The organism is Candidatus Nitrosocosmicus oleophilus, assembly GCF_000802205.1.
Classification (GTDB): Archaea; Thermoproteota; Nitrososphaeria; order Nitrososphaerales; family Nitrososphaeraceae; genus Nitrosocosmicus; species Nitrosocosmicus oleophilus.
In genome coordinates, this window is the sequence record NZ_CP012850.1 from 1,320,317 (window position 1) to 1,339,687 (window position 19,371).

Annotated in this window: 24 protein-coding genes; 9 read left to right on the forward strand and 15 right to left on the reverse strand. The window is 34.3% G+C overall.

The window, feature by feature from the left end:
* Positions 1-326: 326 nt before the first annotated feature.
* Positions 327-1,040 (reverse strand): ABC transporter ATP-binding protein, encoded by a 714-nt coding sequence (locus tag NMY3_RS06375; protein WP_196818080.1) that lies wholly within the window; start codon positions 1,038-1,040, stop codon positions 327-329.
* Positions 1,041-1,586: 546 nt separating this feature from the next.
* Here NMY3_RS06375 and NMY3_RS06380 point away from each other — a divergent pair.
* Both NMY3_RS06380 and NMY3_RS06385 read left to right on the forward strand, forming a co-directional pair.
* Entirely contained in the window at positions 1,587-1,748 is a 162-nt protein-coding gene (locus NMY3_RS06380) for a hypothetical protein (protein ID WP_196818081.1), read from the forward strand.
* A gap of 101 nt (positions 1,749-1,849) precedes the next feature.
* Positions 1,850-2,305, forward strand: coding sequence for a hypothetical protein (locus NMY3_RS06385; protein WP_231100365.1), 456 nt, complete (start codon positions 1,850-1,852; stop codon positions 2,303-2,305).
* 52 nt (positions 2,306-2,357) lie between these two features.
* Here the strand turns inward: NMY3_RS06385 and NMY3_RS06390 are convergent, their stop codons facing one another.
* The 7 genes from NMY3_RS06390 to NMY3_RS06420 all read right to left on the reverse strand — a co-directional run bounded on the left by NMY3_RS06390 (position 2,358) and on the right by NMY3_RS06420 (position 7,861).
* Positions 2,358-3,884: a dihydroorotase gene (locus NMY3_RS06390; protein WP_196818083.1), complete on the reverse strand. Its 1,527-nt coding sequence runs from the start codon at positions 3,882-3,884 to the stop codon at positions 2,358-2,360.
* 41 nt (positions 3,885-3,925) lie between these two features.
* Positions 3,926-4,654, reverse strand: coding sequence for a ribose 5-phosphate isomerase A (rpiA, locus tag NMY3_RS06395; RefSeq protein WP_196818084.1), 729 nt, complete (start codon positions 4,652-4,654; stop codon positions 3,926-3,928).
* Between the two features lie 123 nt (positions 4,655-4,777).
* Entirely contained in the window at positions 4,778-5,620 is an 843-nt protein-coding gene (locus tag NMY3_RS06400; RefSeq protein WP_196818085.1) for a hypothetical protein, read from the reverse strand.
* 72 nt (positions 5,621-5,692) lie between these two features.
* A complete protein-coding gene (locus tag NMY3_RS06405; RefSeq protein ID WP_196818086.1) occupies positions 5,693-5,863 on the reverse strand; it encodes a 50S ribosomal protein L37e in 171 nt (56 codons plus the stop codon).
* Positions 5,864-5,890: 27 nt separating this feature from the next.
* Positions 5,891-6,124 (reverse strand): LSm family protein, encoded by a 234-nt coding sequence (locus NMY3_RS06410; RefSeq protein WP_149861860.1) that lies wholly within the window; start codon positions 6,122-6,124, stop codon positions 5,891-5,893.
* A gap of 79 nt (positions 6,125-6,203) precedes the next feature.
* A complete protein-coding gene (locus NMY3_RS06415; protein WP_196818087.1) occupies positions 6,204-6,935 on the reverse strand; it encodes a creatininase family protein in 732 nt (243 codons plus the stop codon).
* A 47-nt stretch (positions 6,936-6,982) separates the two neighbouring features.
* Positions 6,983-7,861 (reverse strand): formyltetrahydrofolate deformylase, encoded by an 879-nt coding sequence (locus NMY3_RS06420; RefSeq protein WP_196818088.1) that lies wholly within the window; start codon positions 7,859-7,861, stop codon positions 6,983-6,985.
* Between the two features lie 466 nt (positions 7,862-8,327).
* Here NMY3_RS06420 and NMY3_RS06425 point away from each other — a divergent pair, with 466 nt between their 5' ends.
* From NMY3_RS06425 to NMY3_RS06440, 4 genes are all read left to right on the forward strand, one after another.
* Complete coding sequence (locus tag NMY3_RS06425) at positions 8,328-8,939, forward strand: hypothetical protein (protein WP_196818089.1); 612 nt, start codon at positions 8,328-8,330, stop codon at positions 8,937-8,939.
* Between the two features lie 275 nt (positions 8,940-9,214).
* The gene (locus tag NMY3_RS06430) at positions 9,215-9,385 is read left to right on the forward strand and encodes a hypothetical protein (protein ID WP_196818090.1); all 171 of its coding nucleotides are present in this window, start codon (positions 9,215-9,217) and stop codon (positions 9,383-9,385) included.
* Between the two features lie 83 nt (positions 9,386-9,468).
* Positions 9,469-9,729, forward strand: coding sequence for a hypothetical protein (locus tag NMY3_RS06435; protein ID WP_196818091.1), 261 nt, complete (start codon positions 9,469-9,471; stop codon positions 9,727-9,729).
* Positions 9,730-10,130: 401 nt separating this feature from the next.
* Positions 10,131-10,529 carry a hypothetical protein gene (locus NMY3_RS06440; protein ID WP_196818092.1) on the forward strand — a complete coding sequence of 133 codons (399 nt, stop codon included), beginning with the start codon at positions 10,131-10,133 and terminating at the stop codon, positions 10,527-10,529.
* Positions 10,530-10,560: 31 nt separating this feature from the next.
* On the opposite strand, the gene NMY3_RS06445 is transcribed toward NMY3_RS06440, so the two are convergent.
* Together NMY3_RS06445 and NMY3_RS06450 are read right to left on the reverse strand one after the other, a co-directional pair.
* A complete protein-coding gene (locus NMY3_RS06445; RefSeq protein ID WP_196818093.1) occupies positions 10,561-11,013 on the reverse strand; it encodes a 50S ribosomal protein L15e in 453 nt (150 codons plus the stop codon).
* Between the two features lie 140 nt (positions 11,014-11,153).
* On the reverse strand, positions 11,154-11,333 hold the full coding sequence (locus tag NMY3_RS06450) for a 30S ribosomal protein S30e (RefSeq protein ID WP_148687371.1): 180 nt from the start codon (positions 11,331-11,333) through the stop codon (positions 11,154-11,156).
* A gap of 151 nt (positions 11,334-11,484) precedes the next feature.
* On the opposite strand from NMY3_RS06450, the gene nadA reads away from it, so the two are divergent.
* Positions 11,485-12,435 carry a quinolinate synthase NadA gene (gene nadA / locus NMY3_RS06455; protein ID WP_196818094.1) on the forward strand — a complete coding sequence of 317 codons (951 nt, stop codon included), beginning with the start codon at positions 11,485-11,487 and terminating at the stop codon, positions 12,433-12,435.
* A gap of 322 nt (positions 12,436-12,757) precedes the next feature.
* Here nadA and NMY3_RS06460 read toward each other — a convergent pair whose 3' ends face one another.
* From NMY3_RS06460 to NMY3_RS06475, 4 genes are all read right to left on the reverse strand, one after another.
* Entirely contained in the window at positions 12,758-13,960 is a 1,203-nt protein-coding gene (locus tag NMY3_RS06460; protein ID WP_196818095.1) for a hypothetical protein, read from the reverse strand.
* A 144-nt stretch (positions 13,961-14,104) separates the two neighbouring features.
* Positions 14,105-15,076, reverse strand: a complete 972-nt coding sequence (gene nadC, locus NMY3_RS06465) for a carboxylating nicotinate-nucleotide diphosphorylase (RefSeq protein ID WP_196818096.1) — start codon at positions 15,074-15,076, stop codon at positions 14,105-14,107.
* Positions 15,077-15,086: 10 nt separating this feature from the next.
* Complete coding sequence (spt4, locus tag NMY3_RS06470; RefSeq protein ID WP_231100366.1) at positions 15,087-15,278, reverse strand: transcription elongation factor subunit Spt4; 192 nt, start codon at positions 15,276-15,278, stop codon at positions 15,087-15,089.
* Positions 15,279-15,299: 21 nt separating this feature from the next.
* Positions 15,300-15,935: a DNA-directed RNA polymerase gene (locus NMY3_RS06475; protein ID WP_196818097.1), complete on the reverse strand. Its 636-nt coding sequence runs from the start codon at positions 15,933-15,935 to the stop codon at positions 15,300-15,302.
* A gap of 164 nt (positions 15,936-16,099) precedes the next feature.
* Here NMY3_RS06475 and NMY3_RS06480 point away from each other — a divergent pair, with 164 nt between their 5' ends.
* Positions 16,100-17,212, forward strand: a complete 1,113-nt coding sequence (locus NMY3_RS06480; RefSeq protein WP_196818098.1) for an Mrp/NBP35 family ATP-binding protein — start codon at positions 16,100-16,102, stop codon at positions 17,210-17,212.
* Between the two features lie 82 nt (positions 17,213-17,294).
* Positions 17,295-17,849, forward strand: coding sequence for a GTP-dependent dephospho-CoA kinase family protein (locus tag NMY3_RS06485; RefSeq protein ID WP_196818099.1), 555 nt, complete (start codon positions 17,295-17,297; stop codon positions 17,847-17,849).
* A 362-nt stretch (positions 17,850-18,211) separates the two neighbouring features.
* On the opposite strand, the gene NMY3_RS06490 is transcribed toward NMY3_RS06485, so the two are convergent.
* Positions 18,212-19,123 carry an adenylate/guanylate cyclase domain-containing protein gene (locus NMY3_RS06490; RefSeq protein WP_196818100.1) on the reverse strand — a complete coding sequence of 304 codons (912 nt, stop codon included), beginning with the start codon at positions 19,121-19,123 and terminating at the stop codon, positions 18,212-18,214.
* Positions 19,124-19,371 lie beyond the last annotated feature (248 nt).

Below are 19,371 nucleotides of genomic sequence, written 5' to 3' on the forward strand. Positions count from 1 at the left end.
GGTGGTGATGGTAGTAGTGAATTGCATGGACAGTATTGCAAAATTTTCATAAAGTATGTCGTCCAGATAAAAGTGGTGTTTAGTATTAAACTGAAATTAAACTGACGCAATAGACAGATCCTATCTACACCTAAGGTGTATTTATAAATTTGATGATTCTTTTTTGTCTTCATATTTTGTATTACTATGGCTTTTATCCGTGTTACCGTAATCATCACAATAATTGCTATTATATATAACAAAAAAGACTTAAAGTTATCTAAGATATTGGGATAAAATATAGATCTGCTTGTTGGCTACATGACTTAATTCGCTTGAAAAATATTTCAGGTAACTATATTTTCTTCCCGTTCTATTTCCCCATCCTTGAGATGTATTATTCTATCGGTTTTAATTGCCAATTCAGGATTATGCGTGACCATTATTATGGTTCTATCATACTTATTGGACAACATCTTTAGCAAATTAAATACTTCATTACCAGTTTTAGTATCTAGGTTACCAGTGGGTTCATCAGCCAAAATTATGGAGGGATTATTCATTAGTGCTCTAGCGATTGCAACCCGCTGTTGTTGACCACCACTCAAATTGAATGGTTTGAAACTGCCTTTGTCTTCAATTCCTAGCAATCCCATGATTTTAAAAGCCCTTTCCAACCGCTCCTTTTTATTTAATCCTGATATTATGCATGGAATTTCAATGTTCTTTAACACAGACGCCCTGTTTATCAAATTATACGACTGAAAAATGAATCCAATTGCATTGTTTCTTAAATAAGCCAGATCATGATCATTTAAAGAAAATACATCTACACCGTTGATATAGATATCTCCACTTGTCGGTCGATCCAAAGTCCCTAAAATATTTAAAAGAGTAGATTTACCACTACCAGATGGTCCTACAATAGCCACAAATTCTCCCTTTTTAACATCGAAATCAATATTTTTTAGTATCGGCGTTTCTCCAGCTGATGAAGCATAACTTTTGTAAATTCGATCGACTTTGAGGATTGGATCAGAAGAAGGAGATGAAGACGCCATTTAAGATTTCAATTCCATATTATTACGCATCTAGCTATATAAAAATTGAAAACAGTATTGGATTTATCAAAGGGTGTTTCTACCAGATTATTCCCATTACAAATGTTTTGGTTTTCATGTGTGAACCCAAATGTGGTACATTTCTATTTGAGCGAGGGAAAAATCATAAAAGTCCGATTAATTGAACAAATCAAACAATTCATTGCTATAGCCTCGACACGACATGGTCTGACCGACCTGATCTTATATTTTATCAATGATAATAGATGAATGGATTATTGGATTGATATATACATATATAAAATTTGTATGGATCTTACCATAATCCAAATTGGTGTTTTCTACCCGTTGTTTAGGGGTTAAGTTAGTGTGTTTATCTTTTCATTTCTTGAATCAATACAAGAGTGGTTCTGCGGATGGCTGTTCAGGTTTGATTACTATTTCAAAGCGATAGTCAAAATTTAAATATTGTATAGTAAAATATAATATAATATTCTTATGAAAAAAATTCATTTAATAATTTTATCCACTTTTATTATAGGGGGAATGTTATTAAATTTTGAAAATAGAGACATCTTGTCCTATGCCCAAGAGAATGTTGATAGAAACATAATACCGTTGCTTATTCCTCCATATCAGATGATTAAGGATCTGGGGTCATCAGATTTAAATAGGATTAATGTCACCTATGTTAATAATATTCCATAAGAAATAGATAGTTTAAGGTACCCAATAAATTTCTAAATTAATAATATAGAAATATTTATCAAAATCCATTAATATGTAAATCTAATAATTCAATTAGACATATGAATCGTGGATTGAATTTTTATGCTATTATACTTGTGACAATAGCTACTCTAGTTTTTTCTGTTAGTCAATCTGGAGTGGGTCATGCAACTACTGGTATTGATCTAGGTAATAATCCCGCTCAATCTAATCAAGTACCTGGTTTAAAATCCGATCCAAATGACAACGATGACAACAATAATGACAAGAGCAGCAATAACAATGACAACAATAATAACAATAACAATAACGATGACAACAATAATGACAAGAGCAGCAATAACAACAATAATAACAATAACAATAACGATGACAACAATAATGACAAGAGCAGCAGCAGTAGCAGCACTACTACTACTACCACCAGCAGTAGCAGCAGCAAAGGCGATGTGCCTATGGCTTTACCATTTAATTCAAATATGGCCGATGAATCCGATGATGAGAAGGATTATTCTAGTGTAATCCCTTTCCCATGATTTCAAAAATATCTGTTTTATTTTATTAGACGATTCTGTGTCTTAATGTGTCTTAATCTTTTGTTATGTGATTGTTTATTCCTATGAATTCGCCATGTCCCAAATTTTCAGGAAATACTGTGCCGTTTTCCATAATTATTTTTCCCCTCGATATAGTTGTGATGGGCCAGCCTTGCAATTTAATTCCGTCATATATTGTGTAGTCTGAGGAAGATTGCAAGAGGTCGGGGGTTACTTTTTGTACCAAATCTAGATCTATAATGACGAGATCTGCATCTGAACCTTTTTGTATAGTACCTTTTTTAGGAAACATTCCAAATATCTTTGAGGTATTGAAACTGGTTAATTCAACCATGCGCTGTATTGGCAGCTGTCTTAGATTTACTCCATAATGTAGCAAGACGGGTAACATGGTGGCTACTCCAGGAAACCCTGCTAGGGCGGTCCAAATATCATTATTTTCCCCAGACTTTAAACTCATGGTATTTGCAACATGATCGGTTCCTATGGTATCGATTACTCCGTTTTTTATTGCATTCCATAAACTAGCTACATCATTCTTGGAACGTAAGGGTGGTACAACCTTGCCCCTTAGATCACCAAAATCAACCGAGTGAGTCAAATAATGTGGACAAGTTTCAATATAGGCATTACAGCCTCCAATCTGTCGTTCATATAGTATAGCATCCAACGCACCATTTGATCCTATATGAACAAAGTAAATATTAGATCCAAATTGTCTGGCCATATTCATTATCTTTTTTATCGCGATTACTTCGCTCTCGGGAGGTCTACATTTAGACCACAAGTCTAGCGGGTTATCTTTGTTAAGGTTTGTTTGTTTACCCTTTACATTTTCTGGACTCTTGTCTGAAGCATCGTTTTTTGTTTTTGACTTTTCAAACTTCTTTTCCTCAATGAGATTCGCACACGTATTATGATCTTCTGCGTGCACGAGGACAACCGAGTTCTTAAATGTTGAAGATTTGCCGACGACACTGTTGCAGAGTTCGTCTGAAACGAACACATTTTTCGGTAGACGCAAATTTCTATACGGGGACATATCCATCAATATTCTATTATCTGTCGAACCTAGATTCATGTAGATTTTGAATGAATGTATTCCACTTTGATACAAATAAGTAATATCCTTGACTTGATCAGAATTTAGAATTGATGCATGTATGCCATAATCTATGAAATGATTCCTTGCACTAGCTTCTAGATGCTTGGATATTTCTTCCTTGTAGGATTCGTATACTCTAAGCATCCGCATAATGGTGGTAACCCCACCAACAGCAGCAGATTTGGATTCGGTTGCTGCAGCCATTTCAATAGGTGAAAATACTCCATAATGGACGTGAGGATCGATTAGTCCTGGTAACACATATTTATCATTTGCATTTATTGATTTTGAATAATTTACACTAGCTGATGAATTCGTTAGCTCTTTGATTTTTCCATTTTCTATGAGTATATTTGTTCTAAGAACACCTACTTTAGGTATAACAACATTTGCATTCTTTATTATTAAGTCACAGCTATTACTATTAATAGGACGATCATAATCGTTACTCATTATCATCACCTGATGAGTGAAAAGAATTACGGATAGCCAAGTTATTCGGTAAGATTTGGCGGATTTTCATAGACTTTATATTGGTTATTCTCAAGCGCACAATAACAAACACTTGCAGGTCGTATAAAGAATCCGGTCTCAATAATACCTGGTATTTTCTTTAGTTCTGTATCTAATTGAAGAACATTAGAATAATCGCTAAACATGACGTCTAGAATAAGATTTCCATTTTCTGTTATATAGGGATAACCCCTATCCAAAGTTCTAAGTATTGGGACGCCATTTAATTTATCCAAAAAAGGTATCGTTGCAGTTCTCCCAAACGGGAGAATTTCTAGTGGTACAGATCTTGAAAAAAGCGACACAAATTTTGAGACGTCCCCAACAATTATTGTTTTTTTAGACGAGTAGTACAAGATCTTTTCACGGAATAAGGCTCCGCCGCCGCCCTTTATCATAAAGAACTTGCTATCAATTTGATCTGCTCCGTCTATTACAATATCTAAAAAGGGGATTAATGATTCATCCACTATGTTTAACTTTTTCCTCTCGGCTTCAATTTTTATTTGTAACGAGGTGCAAATAAATTTACAATTTTCTATGATGGAAAGTGGTAACAGATTCACAATTTTAGCTATGGCTCGTCCACTACCTAATCCGATAATAAGCGGTTTAATGGATATATGATTTTCAATGATGTGTTGGGCTATGTTTTCAAAGCTTTTATCTAAGGATCCATTATTTTTAGAACCGGAACTGGGTGAAGACATAATTCTTTATAATGGAGATAATGAAAGTATATTTAAATCGATTGAAGCAGGCACAGCACTCACAACTGCTGTAATCATGACCTTATTGTAATTGTAATTCAAATAATCATGTTGTGGTTTTATTTATGAATCCCCCAATCTTTTTAATGTTTTAAGAATGTCGTTTTGTATTTTGTCAATCTCATTTAAGTCAATGTTTCTATTCATGGATTGCTTCAAATCTTGTGGAATAGATGATGTTCCTGAATCTTTCTCACTCATTTGAGAATATACTGTGTTCGTATCATTAAATGATCCTCCTGTTTTTTTCAATCCTTCTCTTATGCTAGAATCTAATTCTGGTTTGTTGTCACTACCATCACTACCATCACTACCATCACTACCATCACTACCATCACTACCATCACTACCACTTTCAATCTGTGAAAATATTTCCTTGTTTTGTTTGTGCCTTGGTTTTATTTTTCTAATCTTATCTAGTGTCCAGACAGTTTGTTTAACGTATGTATCTAAATGTTTTTTATCCTTATCCTTATCCTTATCCTTATCCGTAGAATTTGATTCACTATTATCTATCCCCAAACTTGATAGCTTTGTATCTATTTTCCTAACGTAGTCTGATAATATTGAATTTAATTGATCTCTGTACTCGCATATTTCTTGGACCTCTAGTATAGGGTTAAGCTGAAAGGCACGTTTATCGTACTCTTCTACAAGATTGATATATTTATGTGATAGCCTGTCCCTTTCAAATTCATCTATTTTTCTTTCATCAAAATGCTGATTTATCTTGTTTAAAGCCTCTAGAGCAACTGATTTTTCAACGTAAAGACTGCTTAACTCATACTTGACATTGCCGAGAATTTTTAACCTACTCTCTCTTCGTATTCTAATAATTTGGAAAATAAAAAGGGCACAAATTACACCTAACATGGCTGAACTGGCAACTATGAGTATCTCTATCATGCTTATATGCTACTATAATGACATATTGGTTTATAAAAATAAAATAATGCTAAATAAGTAAAAATTAAAAGGCTATTTTACCCGTCTTTTTATCCATTTATATTTTCTGAGCTTTGGATCAGGGTATCCACATTTTGAACATGTTTTGCCACGCTTGTGAAATGAATTATGTCCACATCTTCTACATCTAATGTGTGTCTTCTTGCGGGTAAATTTACCCATAGATGTTGTTCCTTTTGTCAATTCCTTTTACCTCAAAACTATTTGTAGTTATTTGAACTGAGGAGGAGAAATTATAACCACATTATCTCCTCTCACAACGATATTTCCAATTTCATCTGTCTTCCCTTCTTCTAATATTTCCACAGAACTTTCTAATAATAAATTCATATGTTGATCAAAACCTTGTAAGTTTCCTCTAATAACCTTGCCACCCTTCAATTTTATCAAAACATCCCTACCGAGGCTTTCATCGAGGACTTTAACTGCCATATCTACTGACAACTTTATCTAACCTATTTTCTATCAAATGGATGTCCTATATTAAATTTAGTTTTTTACTTTTTTGCGCGAAATTAAATAATCACCTATAGTTGTAGTCAGTTATCAAGGCCAAAATTTTTTCTATTACCTGCGAAAGCATTTTCTTTCCTTCTGTGGCATTGGCCTTAAAGGGATCTCCCCATATACCATTTTTAGTAAATTTCATAAACCCTGCCGGATTGTTAATCGACATGTTTGTACCTAATTTGTATAATGATCCGACCTCTTGACCTTTTGCATCCAATCCCGCCTTCGCAAGATCCATATTAACAAGATTTGGATGAATGGCCATCATGATCGAAGTTTCTACTTCTCCTGCATGATCAAATCCAGTTTCAAGCATTTGCCAGTAGTTAATAAAGTAGAAAAAGTCTGAATTTATAGCATATTTTGATGATAAATTCTGCCCGACATATTGCAAAAGGCCAATATTTCCGTGATGCCCATTGATAACATACATGCGTTTGATACCGTGTACTGATAGGGACTGGCAAATACAGGAAATAAGATCTACTAATATGTTATAGTCTATTGAGATATTAAAGAGGGGTTCATGCTCATAAGATACGCCATAGAAAAGAGAAGGAAGCAAGAATGCTTCAGATTTAGTTGACACAATATTCGAAATATGTTCTACAATAAGGGTATCTGTCGAAAATGGTAAATGATCTCCGTGTTGTTCTATGGAACCAAGAGGCAAAATGGCCGACTCAAAATTGAAATCTTTTATCAAGCTGGAAAATTTGTTTTGACTTATGTTCTTGATTTCCATTATTAATTTAATTAGGATCGTCGCGCTGAGCTATAAAACATATTTGATTATTTATAGCTGACTTTGCCCCAGTAGACCTCCAATTTATCCTCCAAAAACAGCTTTACTGCTTCAAGCAGTGCAAGAGCTTCAGCAATTTGACCTTTTATCTTGATAGATTCCAATGTGTCTTCTGTTAAGACCTTAAATGATTCTTGAATAATTATAGGACCTTGATCAAGATCTTCTGTCACAAAGTGTGCGGTACATCCAATTATTTTGGCGCCTCTTTCATAAGCTTGTACATAAGCAAAAGCTCCAGGAAAAGCAGGCAACAAAGATGGATGAATGTTGATGATTCTGTTTGGATAACGCCATACAAAATTGGGTGTTAATATCCTCATATACCTTGCTAAGACGATAAGGTCAATATCGAAATTTTCAACAAGTTGTAAAATTTCACTTTCAGCAACACTTTGTTCCAAATGGTTTACAAAATGAAATGGTATCGAAAAGGAATCTGCAATTGATTTTAGCTTTTCATCGGAGCCGATTATCAAAGAGATATTGCAATTTATTTCTCCAGAGGCACGAGAATTTAGAATTTTCAACAAGCAATGGTCTTCCCTGCTTACTAGGATTGCCACGTTCTTGATTTTGTTTTCTTCATGGAAGTGTACTTTTACTTCCATGGCGAGTTTGCTGCCCAACTCATCCAATTCCTTTTGCATTTTTGATTTATCAATTGGTGGAAATGACGCCTCAAGATGCATCCCAAAGAGTCCTTTTACTACATTCTGGTTTATCTTTTCAATGTTTCCACCGTTTCTGAATATGTAATTTGTTATATCTGCAACTATTCCTTCTTTGTCTTTACCTACTATAGTAACTTCAACATATGTTTTAGCATTTTTTGAATCTGTAATATTTGTACCGGTATCTCCCATTTATGATGATGGATATTGATTATCAGAGATAAATATGATGCACCTACGCACATACATATATGTAAGGATAAAGGTTCCTATTACAAATAAAACAGACTGTTCAAATTTTATGCTTTCCTGTCCGTCTTGACTATATTTTTCCTTGTTTACTTGTTTACTTGTTTACTTGTTTACTTGTTTACTTGTTTACTTGTTTACTTGTTTACTTGTTTACTTGTTTACTTGTTTACTTGTTTACTTGCACCTCAAAACTCAAATGATCAAAATAAAGTGGAGAATGTGTGCGGAAGAATCCACGCATATCATAACACATCAGCGGTTTGCTTATCCATTATCGAATCAGTCGATAGATTCAGGATTCGCTTTGACAATAAATATAACAGTTTTTTATTTAGTAAAAATTTGATATAAGATAGTAGTATATTTATTTTAAGAACTATACATATTATACACATTACCTAAACTTATGATGTTTACATTAAACAATAAAAAACCACATATTTTAGCTGTGGTTGCAGTGGTGACTTTTGCTCTATTTTTAAGTCCCACTTTAGCTGTGAATGACGTTATGGCTAAAGACAAGAAAAATAAAGGAAATGATTCAGATCAAGACATCGATCAAGGTCAATCTTCACGACAAAATGCACAATGTGTCTCTGGTGAAGATGTGATAGCATCTTGTAATAATTTGAGCGTTCAAGACCAGGACAACGATGGAAATAACGCAGCAGGACAACAAAATGGAAAAGGTAAAGGAAATGATTCAGATCAAGACATCGGACAAGATCAAGAAAGCAAACAAAATAGTCAGTGTGTAGCAGGTGGTAGTATTGCCGCATCTTGTAATAATTTGAGCGTTCAAGACCAGGACAACGATGGAAATAACGCAGCAGGACAACAAAATGGCGGAGATAACAAGAAAGGTAAAGGAAATGATGGAGATCAAGGCATTGATCAAGATCAAGATAACAAACAAAATGCACAATGTGTTTCTGGTGAAGAGGCGATCGTATCTTGTAACCAATTGAGCTTCCAAGAACAAGTCAACAGCGGAAATAATGCACTAGGTCAAGACTAACCTCTTCCTTCAATTTTTTTCTTTTCATTATTTGATGTAATAGTTTTAATCTTTTTTCTTTTATTCTAGAGGGTTATCGGATTATATCATTAATTTTACCATAAACCAATTGATATTACGTTAACCAATTGATCCCTTGGTCTACTCTCTATCTCTAGTTCAAAGATATTCCTAAATCTAAAAAATTTATTTGAAATTATCTAAGCAAATGTCTGTATACTTTTACAAAAGATCAATTTAATTTATTAAAAGGTTGACTTTATTATTAATTATAAATGGGTAGTAGAAAGAGAAAAACTGCAAGACCAGTACGAAAAACAAAGTCTACTGAAGGACGATGTCCAAAATGTAAGACCATAGTAAGATTCAATGTTTCTGGCCAAGTTGGCAGCGAGATCTACGAATGCATAGGTTGTACTACAAAGTATAAAATTGATGAGCTGTAATTAGAAATAGAACAGTTTGTTGACCGAATACCTAAGGTTATGTCACGGGAATGTTTTTTTATTGCAAAATTTTTAGGTATTCAGTGTCTAATAGAATAGAATATACCGATAAAGTCTATTTATATAGCAGCGGGATGCCTGCAGAATTGATAGATAAAAGTAAAGAAAAATTAAATGAACATGGAGTTAATCTAAATGATTTAATAGTAATTGAATCTCCTGAAAATGTTCCTGAAGGTGCAATTATGATAACTCTCTGGCCACACTATTTGTCTGTGGCAAAAGTAAAGAGAGTCAGAGAAGGGTCTATCTATGCACCTCAATTATTTAATATAGATTTGTAGGTTTACATACATATCATGTTCTTAACCTTTTTTTGTAAAAGAGACAAGCATAAGGAATGTCCTGGTAATTGGCCCATGGATGAGACTTGCGGTCCTGCCGAAGATTGCTCCTTTGACATGAAAATGGAAAGATGCGAATGTGAATGTCATAGTACAAATACAATTAGCTCAAATAAAGTAGATATTAAGAATAAAGTCTAGTATCTGCTTGACTCCAAGTAGTGGTCGAGACAAGATTATGGGATTAACAGTTTTGTGGCAGATTAGCCTCAGGACCCATTGAACAACTCTTGTTCATGATGCTTCATGTCGAATAAAGTCTTAATTTTTTTCTCAGTATTAGAAAAAAAACAAGAAATAATAATGCTTTTTAAAGCTATATAATTACAACTGTATTAACGATGGAAAATAAATATACTAATCATCCAAGTAAATCTGTTTATCATGACAGGTGTGTCGCATTTTTGAATATTTCTGAAAAGATTCGCTATGTTGGAATAATAAACAGATTTGGCAGAACATTATCAGGCAAGCTGCGAAAGAATGTGAAGCCATTGTTATCTCCCGAAAAGGCTAGAGATGAACGCTTTATCGAATCTATGAGACAACAGCTTCGAAATTCCTTTGAGTCATCGATTGGAAAAACTGTTTTCTCTATTACAAAAAATGAATTTGTTACTTTGGTATTGGTTCCGTCCAAAACCAATGACGGCGTTCTCTATTATGTAACTGTAGACAAGGACGTTTCGCTAGACGAAGCCAATGATATCATAAACAAAATAATTGAAATAGATGGTTAAAAAGAAAAAAGATAAGTCTTTACTAATCTAATTAGTTAAAATTTATTCTACTTCTCATTTCTTTATCTTTTATAATAGCCGGATGATTTGTATCTACCAGTATTACTTCAAACCAAGAATACATTCCGTCTTGATAAAGTAAATATGATCCCATGACCCTTAAATTGAGGTATTTTTCATTGACACGTCTTTCGGCTACTCTTTTCATGCTAATACTTTGTTTGATATGCACTACACCAATGTGTTTTGGTCTCCTGCCTGAAACAGGACGTTGTTTTCTCATTCCGCCTCTGCCAACACGAATTCTTACCACAATTATGCCTTGTTTAGCCTTGTAACCCAGTGCTCTAGCTCTATCTATACGACTTGGGTGTTCTATCTTGTGTATTGTAGGTTCTCTTCTCCATACATACGCTTTATTCTTTATTTCTGGAGATCTAGTTTTCAACATTGTCTTCCATGTTTCCGCAATATGGCTGTACATGTTTTTGCTTTGTTTTTACCCATTAATATTTTATTTGGGTAAAAAACAATTGAGAAAAACGATCTTGGTTAAATAAAAAACTCAAATAATATTGGAAAAATTAGAACAAAAAACAGACTAGCAGAGGCAGAGAGCGCTGCTTAACGTCTGTGCATTCTTTCTGGTTTTTTCTGTCCTGGTTGAATCCTTTTTTCAAATCTTTTTACAAAATTATTCTTATTCCTAACTTTAGATGAAGGGCTAGTTCTTTCACGTGCTTGTATTTTGGGAGTTTGACCTCTAACCTTTCCAGCTTTAGTTAATGATCCGTGAGTCGGCATGAGCTATTAATATTGAAACTCATATTTATTATATGCATTTTGAAATTAGAATATTATAGGCAACAATTACCCGCATAGAAAAATTCATGGCAATCAAATACTAAATCACTATTATTTAAATTGAAGAATCTCATAATTTGATTTGCAAGTAATGTCAGTATTGAAACTCGAATACGCGGAAGAAATCCAAAGACTAAAGAAAGAAAAGAACGCAATAATTTTGGCTCATAACTACCAAATTTCTGAAGTTCAAGATATATCTGACTTTATTGGAGATTCTCTTAAATTATCTAGATTAGCTGGGGAAACAGATGCTTCAATTATTGTATTTTGTGGTGTCCATTTCATGGCTGAAACAGCTTCAATAATAAGTCCAAACAAGAAAGTCTTGATACCTGATTTAGAAGCTGGATGTTCACTTGCTTCTTCTATTAATCCACAAGAACTCTTAAAATGGAAAGGTGAAAACCCGGATGCTATGGTTGTAAGCTATGTGAATACATCTGCAGAGATAAAAGCTTTGTCGGATTATTGTTGCACCTCCTCAAATGCAGTAAAGGTAGTACAGAGTATTCCAAAACATACTCCAATCCTGTTCTTGCCCGACATGTTTTTGGGAGCTTATGTTGCAGAAGTGACCAAAAGGGATAATATCCAGATATGGCCAGGTGAATGCCATGTACATGCTGGTATTACTGATAAAGATATCAACCTGATGTTAAAAAAATATTCAAAAGCAGAATTTTTAGTCCACCCTGAATGTAGCTGTACTTCCTCAACACTATACCACGTATCTAAAGGGGATATAAATAGAGATTGTAAAATATTATCTACAGAAGGGATGATGAAAGAGGCTAGCTCGTCAAAAAACGATCAATTCCTAATAGCCACAGAAGTAGGAATACTTCATAGGATGCAGGTAGAAAATCCATTTAAAGAATTTATCCCTGTAAAAAAAGATGCAATATGTAAATATATGAAAAAAATAACCGTAGAAAAAGTATACAATTCACTTCTTAATGATGTTCATGAGGTTAAAGTTCCTGAAAAAATAGCAAAAAGAGCCATAATACCGATAGAAAGAATGCTGGCAATCTCTTGACCTGGTTCTAGGGGGATATGAATCAATCCTGGATTTAATCCAGTGCAAAAAAAAAAACAATACATGTCCAAGATATAAATAATCTTTGGATATTTTGAAAGGTTTAGTCAAGTAATCAATAAAGATATTCTCCATGAAAAAATTCCACTAGGTCATCTTTGTTTAGATTGTATGGTTTATAGTGAGAACAAAGTTCAGAGTGGTAAAAGGGTTCTCATAAATTACTCGTAGTATTTGTAAAAAAAATAGCTAAATACTAGGATAAAAGAGTAAAAAAGTAATTGCAACTTCCATCAGCATGTCTGCTTATTGCAATATTTTTTCAGCTTGTGGAGTTGGTCTTGGTTGTGGTTGTGGTTGTGGTTGTGGTTATTAACGAAACACTGTCTGAATTTTCGTTAACAACATAGATATCGCCATTGCTTGGGTTGTACTTTATGTCGACTGGATTGTCTCCTACATCAACGGTTTGAAGCACCTTGTCAGTGTCGCTGTCTATTACTATGACTTTGCCAGTTCCATCGGAGTTAGAAATTGAGGTACCATACATGTTACCATTGCTCGGATTATATACTAGGTTGTGAATATTATCTCCTCCATCAATAGTCCGTATGACCTTGTTGGTGCTGTTGTCTATTACAAAGACGTTACCACTTCCATCAGAGTCAGAAACAGAGGTACCATACATATCACCATTGCTCGGGTTGTATTTTAAAGCATCAGGACTGGTATCGGAACCGCTACCTACTTGTATTATATGAATGACCTTGTTGGTGTTGCTGTCTATTACGGATATGTCGCCGGATCCACTATTGGACACATACATGTTACCATTGCTCGGGTTGTATTCAACAAAACTTGGACTTTTTCCTACACCTATAGTATGGATCAGCTTATTTGTAGCATTGTCTATTACTAGGACCTTACTATTTACATCTGTATCTGTATCTGAGTTCGGATCAGATACCGCATACATGTTACCATTGTTAGGATTATATTCTAGAAAAGTTGGGCCATGAGGTATGCGCAAAGTGTGAATGACCTTGTTGGTATTGCTATCTACTACTAATACCTCTCCTAAGTTGCCTATATACATGTTACCATTGCTTGGATTATATTTTAGAAATTGAGGGCTATCTCCAGCATCAATAGTGTGAATGACCTTGTTGGTATTGCTATCTATTACTAAAATCTGATCCAAGTTACTAGCGTACATGTTACCATTACTCGGATTATATTCTAAAACATTAGGACTGCCGTTTACTTGTATTGTGTGAATGACCTTGTTGGTGTTGTTATCTATTACGGATATATCACCTGTATAAAAATTAGAAACATACATGTTACCATTACTCGGGTTGTATTCTACATTCTGTGGGTGCTCTCCTACATTGATAGGAATCACTGTAAATTGCGCCCATACCTCCTCGGTATTCAAAAGAGCAGGAGTCAAAGTAATAATTGAGATCACCAAAACAAAGAGATAGCCAAAATGATATCTAGAAATTGTATTTCTGTTCGTCAACTTTTTTTGTCTTTCAAGATATAATGTATACAGATTGATAAATTTTATTATACCTATTTATGAATTTTCTGTTCTTTGTATAGACCTTGCAAGCTTTGGGGATCCTATACGCAAGTTTATACAACTTCAAAAGTACACATAGTATTACACGGGAATTTCTAGACTGAAATCTATGGCTTGAACTGAATGAGTTAATGATCCAATAGAGATAACATCTGGTTTAGCAATGGCATAATCATAAATATTATCCAAATTTATGCCCCCAGAAACTTCAATAATGATTTTATCGCGTAAACCTAGTTTCCTGATTTTATCTAATGAGTCTTTGACATCTTCTGGTTTAAAATTGTCTAGCATTACTATGTCGGCCCCTGATTTTATCGCTTCAACTATGCCGCCAAAATCATTTACCTCGCATTCTATTTTTCTTTTATCTCCATACACAGACTTTGCCTTCTCAATCGCTTTTTTCACAGATCCAACAACTGCGATATGATTATCCTTTATTAATATCAGTTGATCAAGTCTTACTCTGTGGGAGATCCCACCCCCGATGACTACGGCCTTTTTATCAAAATACCTTAATCCAGGAACAGTTTTTCTTGTTGAAGAAATTCTTACAGTTTTCGACAATTCCCCTAATTTTTCAATAAAATGGTTGGTATGGGTAGATATTCCGCTCATGCGCATCAAAAGATTGAGTGCAGTCCTTTCTCCTTTTAAAATCGATCTGGATGATCCTTCTACTGCTAGGACATCCATCCCTTTTGCAATTTTTGATCCGTCTTCAACTAACAGGGTTGCTTCGCAGCCGCAAATATCAAAAATAATTTTTGCTTCTGAAAGTCCGCTAACTATTATGTTATTTCCGGTATTCTTACAAACTATAGTTCCTTTGGAGGTGGCATCCTCTGGAATCAGTAAATTACTTGTAATGTCTCCAGTGCCAATATCCTCATTTAAAAAACCGGCCAGTGTGGCTCTTTTTTCTACCTCTGACTGGAATGGATAACTAAATTCCTCATGATCCTCATCGTGCTTCTCCTCTGGCCCTTGTCCATTCCTTCGATTTAAATGAGTTGAGTTTGAATTATAAAAATTGTTATAATTTTTCAATTCAAAAAATTTATGTAACTTTTAAAGCATATTTATGAGGAACAGTTATTTCCAATGTAGCTGCGACCTTTGATTTTTCTGGATGAAGTATCAACATTATTCCAAACCAGTCTTTGGATAATTCAGTAGACTTACAAACCGGACACATTTTCCCGGTGGTTAGTGCCTTACATTTCTTACAGGCGTATTCTCTTGCCAACACTATCACTACTCGGTATAATTTTTATCTCTTGTCTTTTTTTGCAGCTCTTGCTTGTGGACTTTCTGCGTTCTTATCTTTGCTGTTGGGATTTTCACCACTAGTCCCCCCTTGGGCACGTCGTATCTCTTTTTCAACCCATTCTAATGCACCTAGAAATGGTTGTCTACATGTGATTCCTATCTTACCCATTGATGCACTCTTTCCTAAGCTAATTGCTGTGATTCTCGCACGTATTTTAGAGCTTATTCGTAAAGTTTTTTCAGATTGATTTGATAATATCAAACCTTGTTTAACATCACTTTTTAAATAATCATCTGTGATCTGAGATAAGTGTAAAAGAGCGTCAGTTGGACCTATTCTAACAAATGCACCAAAATCGGTGATTTCTACTACCTCGCCCTCTACGACCTCGTGAAGTTTGGGATAAAACGTTAATGCTGTAAAATTTACTTTGTGATATGTAGCCCCATCCCCAGCAATAACCTTGCCTACAGCGTTAGTTTCTGCATCTATAATCAAAATAACATAACCTAAATCTGAACTGACCATACTTTCATACTTTTCCTTTAGGATACCAATTGCAGTTAATTTTAGAGAGTTAGTTAGCTTACTAGGTGGAATTCTTACTACATCGGACATATGTGCTATAGCAAACATAATAAAGATAAAAGATATCCAGAACTATCAGTTTATGAACTTTATGTTTAATTTTGATTAATTATGTGAGACGACCTATCCTTACTTACTGTTTTGTCTATTTTCATTCTTGCTTTTGAGAATGAATGATTTAAATAGAATAATGACTCGATTTTTATATCGTCATGGTTACTGTAGATAAAGTCATTAGTGCCTTAAAAACTGTTAAAGATCCTGAATTACACAAAGATATAGTTTCTATGGGTATGATAAAAGATATTACCATTAATGAAGATAAACTTGCTTTTACATTGGAATTAACAACACCTGCCTGTCCATTTAATAGCGAAATTGAACAAGATGTGCGAAATACCATATCAAATTTGGGAATCAAAGATTTGGAACTTAAAGTCACGGCTAGAGTCATGGAGGGCAGGACAATAACTATGGATCAGATTTTGCCTGGAGTAAAAAACATAATAGCAGTAGCGAGTGGGAAAGGGGGAGTAGGAAAAACCACTGTTTCGGTGAATTTGGCACTAGCCCTTGCAAAGTCGGGTGCTAGAGTTGGTATATTGGATGCAGATGTTTATGGGCCCAGTGTACCTTTAATGTTGGGACTAAAAGAAGTCCCAGAGGTTTTAGAAGGTAAAATTCAACCTCCCATTACTGAAAATGTTAAAGTAATGTCTATGGGATTCTTTTATGAACAGTCTCAGCAAGCAGGGATATACCGTGGACCTATTATTGCAGGCATAGTAAAACAGTTCATAACAGACGTAAACTGGGGTGAGCTTGATTATCTTATTATAGATTTACCACCTGGTACTGGTGATGCTCCCCTTACAATGGCACAAACGATACCAATTACTGGAATCCTTATTGTGACAACCCCTCAAGAGGTTGCAATGAATGTAGCGGTTAAATCAATTGGTATGTTCAACAAACTAAACATACCAATAATAGGCGTGATAGAAAATATGAGCTATCTAAAGTGTCCTAATTGTGATGACAAAATACATATTTTTGGAGAAGGAGGAGGAATCAAGATTAGCGAACAGTTCAAAGTTCCTTTTATAGGCGAAATACCTTTGACAACCCAAATTATGAAAGGAAGTGATAGTGGAGTATCTGTTATAATTTCTGAACCTACGTCTGAATATGCGCAGGCTTTTAATAAAATCTCAAAAATAACCGCTGGAAGAATAAGCGTTATTGCCTCTGAATTAATGGACCAAGAAAAAGAACAAGAAAAAGAGCAACAAAAAGAACAAGAAAAAGAGCAACAAAAATCATAGAGTTCTGGTTCTTTTAATAATTCTTTGAGCCAAATCTATAAAGATAAAAAAACTTTAAGAATTTTAAAAGGGAAACAAGAATTTGAAAATCGATCCATCCCAATTGAATCTTTTGAAGGAGCCCTTTGGCGTGCTAATTAAGGATGAGAACATTAATAAAGAATCTTTAGACCGAGAAATTGAAAGCGCACACAAGATAATAACAGTAGGAGATACTACTACTGAAAAATTAGTGCGTCTAGGTTATGTCCCCGACATCTCGGTTGTGGATGGAAAAGAAAAAAGGATAAAAAAAGATAGGATATTTGAATATTCCGCTGACGAAATTTTACATTTTGAGAATAAACCAGGAGAACTTGATGAACATATAATTACACAAATACAACAATTAACTCAAAGCAAATTAAAAGACAAAATAAAATTCATTATTGAAGGCGAGGAAGATTTGGTTGCACTTCCGTTTCTAATGTTTTCGCCAGACAATTGGGTTATTTGTTATGGACAACCACAACCATATCACGGTATGGTAATAGTACATGTGAACGAGGATTCTAGAAGACGGGCCAAGTTAATATTTAATAAAGTCTTTAACATTGAGTTCAATAATCCAGGGTATGATGATACGGTGGCTGTATGAAAATACAATAAAAGAGATGATTTGATTTTACCATTTACTGACCCTGAATTTGCTTTTTGTTTTTTTATTTTCTCTAGGTTTGTACTTTTCTCCAACTTAATAATGACCTAGACCTTTTTCTTTACCTTCTTATCAGCAATCGCATCCGCAACCATCTCTGCTATTATCAAAGGTACCTATGCCATATTTCTTCATGCATGCATTGCAAACACTCTCAGATTCGTTAATTGTGGCAATATTACAAAACGAACATACTTTCGTCATATGTGTACTCTATGGAGATCAAAAATAAATCCTTATCTAAAATTGAAATTTTCCTCTTTTATCGATGTATATATTCTAGACGTGAACCACGTAGTTACTTATGCGCGGTTCAAGAAAAGTTTGTATATGGATCCTGTCTCGTCACTGATATAGTTCCAGTTTTCAGGATTGATATCTACAACAGAGAAATATTCTTGTTCCTCTTTTGATAGTACATCATAAATCAACTGGCCTACTACTATATGGTTAACCTTGGCAAAAGTGGTCATTTTGGTTGCAATACTTATGGTGTACCCTAGAATATCGTAAGACGGTTCCTTATTTGATATCAATTCGCTAGTTTTTTGAATAGTTTTATATTCATACTGTGTTAAGTCGTTTACATTATCTACATATGGATAGTATTTTACAATTACATTTTCACCGTAATCAATACCAATTCTAACGCCGATCTCTGGATAATCATATTGACTAAATACCGGATTGAATCCTTGATTGATAACCTTAATCATGGTACGGGCGCAATTTATTGCATTAATACAAAGGGTATACAAATGGTCAGAGCTAACATTAAAAAAACCAATTATTCCATCGCCAATGTACTTTAGAACATATCCTCCATATAGGCGGATAATCTTGGTCATCTCCTGACTAAAAGTTTGGATTATTTTAGACACCCTTTCTATTGGGAGGTTCATTGACATTTTCGTAGACCCTACTATATCGATATTTAGAATTATCAGTTTGATTTTTTCATTATAATAACTGCTGAGAACTTTCTGTGTTTCTTCAAAAGGAGCTGTAAAAATGGGATCTGAGCGTAAAGCCTTCCACATACTTGATTGGGAAGAGGAAATAATTTTTTGGATATCTATGAGAGCATCTACGTAAAAAACAGAGGCATTATCCACCAAATTGTTGCCTATCAGCCTGCTATTTTCATGATCTTTTTTTTCAATTAAGTTCTTGATGACATTATCAACTTCTTCTAAATCTACATCTAACTGCAATGCGATTATTTCTGGAGGAATTCCTGATTCGAAGAGATTTACAATCGTTTGGTGTTGCTCATATTTGGCAATTTTCCTTATTGTTTGATCCTTTTCTAAATTGTTCTCATCTGATTGCGAAATTCTCTTTTCACCTACAATGATATCAAATCATGGTTAAAAATCTATAGTAGATTATCATTTATAATTTTTGCCAATATCGTATCTATCAACCCAAAAATTGAGTCTAGAATTTTTTGGTTGTATCA